5 protein-coding genes are annotated in these 3872 nt (G+C 67.8%); 2 read left to right on the forward strand and 3 right to left on the reverse strand.

Features of this window, described 5'->3' with window-relative positions:
- Both ACLJK8_RS22205 and ACLJK8_RS22210 read right to left on the reverse strand, forming a co-directional pair.
- A partial coding sequence (locus tag ACLJK8_RS22205) for an aminotransferase class I/II-fold pyridoxal phosphate-dependent enzyme (RefSeq protein ID WP_413152600.1) occupies nt 1–530 on the reverse strand: 530 nt, incomplete at its 3' end.
- Between the two features lie 113 nt (nt 531–643).
- The gene (locus ACLJK8_RS22210; protein ID WP_413152601.1) at nt 644–1198 is read right to left on the reverse strand and encodes a helix-turn-helix domain-containing protein; all 555 of its coding nucleotides are present in this window, start codon (nt 1196–1198) and stop codon (nt 644–646) included.
- Nucleotides 1199–1361: 163 nt separating this feature from the next.
- Here ACLJK8_RS22210 and ACLJK8_RS22215 point away from each other — a divergent pair, with 163 nt between their 5' ends.
- Nucleotides 1362–1724, forward strand: coding sequence for a hypothetical protein (locus tag ACLJK8_RS22215; RefSeq protein ID WP_413152602.1), 363 nt, complete (start codon nt 1362–1364; stop codon nt 1722–1724).
- 25 nt (nt 1725–1749) lie between these two features.
- Here ACLJK8_RS22215 and ACLJK8_RS22220 read toward each other — a convergent pair whose 3' ends face one another.
- Nucleotides 1750–2184 (reverse strand): MerR family transcriptional regulator, encoded by a 435-nt coding sequence (locus ACLJK8_RS22220; protein ID WP_413152603.1) that lies wholly within the window; start codon nt 2182–2184, stop codon nt 1750–1752.
- 96 nt (nt 2185–2280) lie between these two features.
- Here ACLJK8_RS22220 and ACLJK8_RS22225 point away from each other — a divergent pair.
- Nucleotides 2281–3872 (forward strand): heavy metal translocating P-type ATPase (locus tag ACLJK8_RS22225; protein WP_413152604.1); only part of this gene is annotated, 1592 nt, incomplete at its 3' end.

Below are 3872 nucleotides of genomic sequence, written 5' to 3' on the forward strand. Positions count from 1 at the left end.
GCTTCCAGATCCGCCACGTCGCCGTTCCGGTAGCGATAACGCCGCGCCTTCGAGAGCCGGATGCCGTCGATGATCGAGGCGTGGTTGAGGCTGTCGGAGACGACCGCGTCCTCCGGCCCGAGCAGCGGTTCGAACACGGCCCCGTTGGCGTCGAAACAGGCGGCGAAGAGGATGCTGTCGTCATGCCCGAGGAACCGCGCGATCCGCCGCTCCACCTCTCGGTGCAGGCCCTGCGTGCCGCAGATGAAACGCACCGATGCCATGCCGTAGCCATGGCTCTCCATCGCCTCCCGGGCCGCTGCGATCAGCCGGGGATCGTCGGCCAGTCCGAGATAGTTGTTGGCGCAGAGGTTGAGCATTCTCCGGCCACCCGCGCGGACCCAGGTCCCCTGCGGTCCCTCGATCTCGCGTTCGGTCTTCCAGAGACCATCGGCGCGGATGCCCTCCAGAACCCCGTCGAGATGGGTTCGGAAGTCCCCGGAAGCTCTCGCGGCCGTGTTCGCCGGGTCCGCCGTCGCCGATTCTGTCATAGCAGAATGTCCTCCATTTTGACGGAACATGGACCCGGAACGGACCACATGTCAATATGACGGATAATGATCCGCCAAACCGGAACCCGCTGCTCGCGCGTTTCCCGGGGCATTCACGTCCCCTGAACGATCAGGATCGCCCGCGCGGCCGGGCCGACCGCGGCGATCTCATGCGGCCGGTCAGCGGGGTATTGCGCGACGTCGCCGGTGCCGAGCCGCGCTTCCTCCTCACCGGAGCGCACGATGACCTCGCCTTCGAGAACGGTCAGGTGCTCGCGGCAGCCCGGGCCATGAGCCTCTGATCTCAGTCGAGCCTCGGCCGAGAACACGAGATCGTAGACCTCGTGTTTGCCTACCGCCTCGGCGGGCGAGAGGATGCGGATGCGTACCCCGTCCTTCGAGGTCACCGGCGCCGCCTCGGCGGGCGTCACCTCGATCCCCGGCCGCTCGCGCCCTTCGAGCAGCCCGGCGAAATCTACCCTGAGCGCGCGCGTCAGGTTCCAGAGCGTCGCGACGGTGGGTGAGCTTTCGCCACGCTCGATCTGGCTCACCATCGAGCGCGAGACGCCCGAGAGCTTGGCCACAGCGTCGAGCGACAGCCCGCGGGCCCGCCTCGCATCGCGAAGGCTCGCGGCCAGTCGATCGTGGATCTCCGGACGGGCGTTCATGGTCGCGGCGGTCCTTCCTCGCCGGGAAGCCGGCTTCGCCCAGCCAGATAGCACATTTCGTTCGGGCGGGTCCAAGCGGATCGGACGCCGCTGCGACCGGGCCGATTGGCGAATCGGGGAGCGTCGTATATCATGGCAGTAATGAATACCGGGGGTAAGTAATATGAAATACACATTTTCAATCGCTGCTCTATTGTTCGCGGCGGGATCGGTATCTTCAACGGCGCAGGAGCCGGGAATGGCGCCGAACCCGGATTCGAGGTCGATCGAACTCGTGAACACGACCGACGCCGACCTGAATTATTCAATTCGCGCTCAGGGTGGAAGCTGGACGGACCATTCGATCCAGAGCGGTAAATCCAGCACGATCAACTGCGCGACCTGCGCCGGTCAAATGGTCGAATTCGCGATCGATACCGGCGGGACCATTCTTGACTATCAACTCGGCATCGGCGAGCGGCATGCGCTGTTCTGGAACGAGGAGCGGCAGGTCTGGGATCTGTACCGCATGACTCCCGGCCAATAGCGCGGCGGGAGGACACAGCCGGCGCTCAGGCTTCGGCGTCGGGCGCCGCGTGGTCGCCCGCGCAGAGGCCGTGATTGCCGAGCACCTCGATCACCCGGCAATCGGCGATCCTGCCGCTCTCGCAGTGCCGCAGCATCCGCTCCAATTCGCGGCGCAGCGCGTCGAGACGGGCCATGCGCGCATTCACCGCCGCCAGCTGCCGCGCGGCGATCTCGTCCGCGCTGGCGCAAGGCTCGTCCGGGCTGTCGGCGAGGCTCAGCAGTTCCCGGATCGCTTCCAGCGGAAAGCCGAGATCGCGGGCGTGGCGTACGAAGGTCAGGCGGTCGAGCGTCCGCGACCCGTAGAGCCGCTGGTTCCCGGCATTGCGCTCGGGCTCCGGCAACAGCCCGATCTGCTCGTAATAGCGGATCGTCGGCACCTTGACGCCGGTCGCCGCGCTCAGTTTTCCGATCGAGAGCATCTCCAAACCTCTTGAACCTCTAGTTGCTAGAGCACCTAGTTTCCCGATTCGATGGTGACAAGGGTAGGCGCCTAAGGGCGCGCGAGGGAGATCGGGATGACACAGAAACTGGCCGAGGAAGGCGAAAGGCGCCGGGAATGGACCGTGACCGGCATGGATTGCGCCGCCTGCGCGACCAAGGTGACGCGCGCGGTGGAACGGCTGCCGGGGGTGAGCGAGGTCCGGGTCGCGTTGATGGCGGAACGGCTGTCTCTCGCGCTGGAGCCGGGAACGGGTGACCCGGGCGCGCTCGAGACCACGGTCGAGGACACGGTCCGCAAGCTCGGCTACGGCATCGCGCCGAAGGGTCGCAAGGCGCCGCGGAAACAGGCCTTCGTCCTACCCGGCGAGACTCCCGCCACGCGCGACGACGATCATTCCGACCATGACCACGCCGGCCATGATCACGCCGACCATGATCACACCGGCCATGACCATGGTGATCACGATCATGGCGGGCAGGACGCGGCGGGCCATGCGGACGCGGCTCAAGGTGAGACGGCGCGCCACGATGGCCACGTCCATGACGACCCGGCCGACCGCGGCAAGCGCTGGTTCCAGACGGCCAAGGGCAGGCTCGTCATCCTGACGGCGATGCTGCTGGCCGCGGCCTGGGGCTTTGAACTGCTGACCTCAAGCGAGACGGGCTACTGGGCCTTCGTCGCCGCCTGTCTGATCGGCGTCGCCCCGGTCGCGAAACGCGCCTTCGCCGCGCTCCAGGCGGGCCAGCCCTTCACCATCGAGAGCCTGATGACGATCGCGGCCACCGGCGCGCTCTTCATCGGCGCCGCGGAGGAGGCCGCCCTGGTCGTCTTCCTCTTCGCCGTGGGCGAGTTGCTCGAAGGCGTCGCCGCCAACAAGGCCCGCGACGGCATCCGCGCGCTCGCCGATCTCGTGCCCAAGACCGCGATGCTCGAAATCGACGGCCGGACGCGCGAGGTTCCGGCCGACGCGCTGGAAATCGGCCAGACGGTGCTAGTCCGCCCCGGCGACCGCGTGCCCGCCGACGGCGAGATCATCGAAGGGACGAGCGGCATGGACGAGAGCCCGGTGACGNGCCAGACGGTGCTAGTCCGCCCCGGCGACCGCGTGCCCGCCGACGGCGAGATCATCGAAGGGACGAGCGGCATGGACGAGAGCCCGGTGACGGGCGAAAGCGTGCCCGTGACCAAATCGGCGGGCGATCCGGTCTTCGCGGGATCGATCAACGCCGAGGCCGCGCTCAGGGTCCGCGTGACCAAGGACCCGGCCGACAACACCATCGCCCGCATCATCCGGCTGGTCGAGGAGGCCGAGGAAGCCCGCGCACCGACGGAACGGTTCATCGACCGGTTCAGCCGCTGGTACATGCCCGCCATCGTCGCGGTGGCGGCGCTCGTCATCCTGGTGCCGCCGCTCGCGGCCGGACAGCCCTGGGAGACCTGGATCTATCGCGGACTCGCGCTTCTGCTGATCGGCTGCCCCTGCGCGCTGGTGATCTCGGTCCCGGCCTCCATCGCCTCCGCGCTCTCGTCGGGCGCCCGGCGCGGGCTCCTGATGAAAGGCGGCGCGGTGATCGAGGCGGCGGCGAAGGTGACGCGGGTCGCCTTCGACAAGACCGGCACGCTCACCCATGGCAAGCCCGCCGTGACCGACCTCGTGCCGGCGCC

It is taken from the genome of Amaricoccus sp. W119 (assembly GCF_047275745.1).
Lineage (GTDB): Bacteria > Pseudomonadota > Alphaproteobacteria > Rhodobacterales > Rhodobacteraceae > Amaricoccus.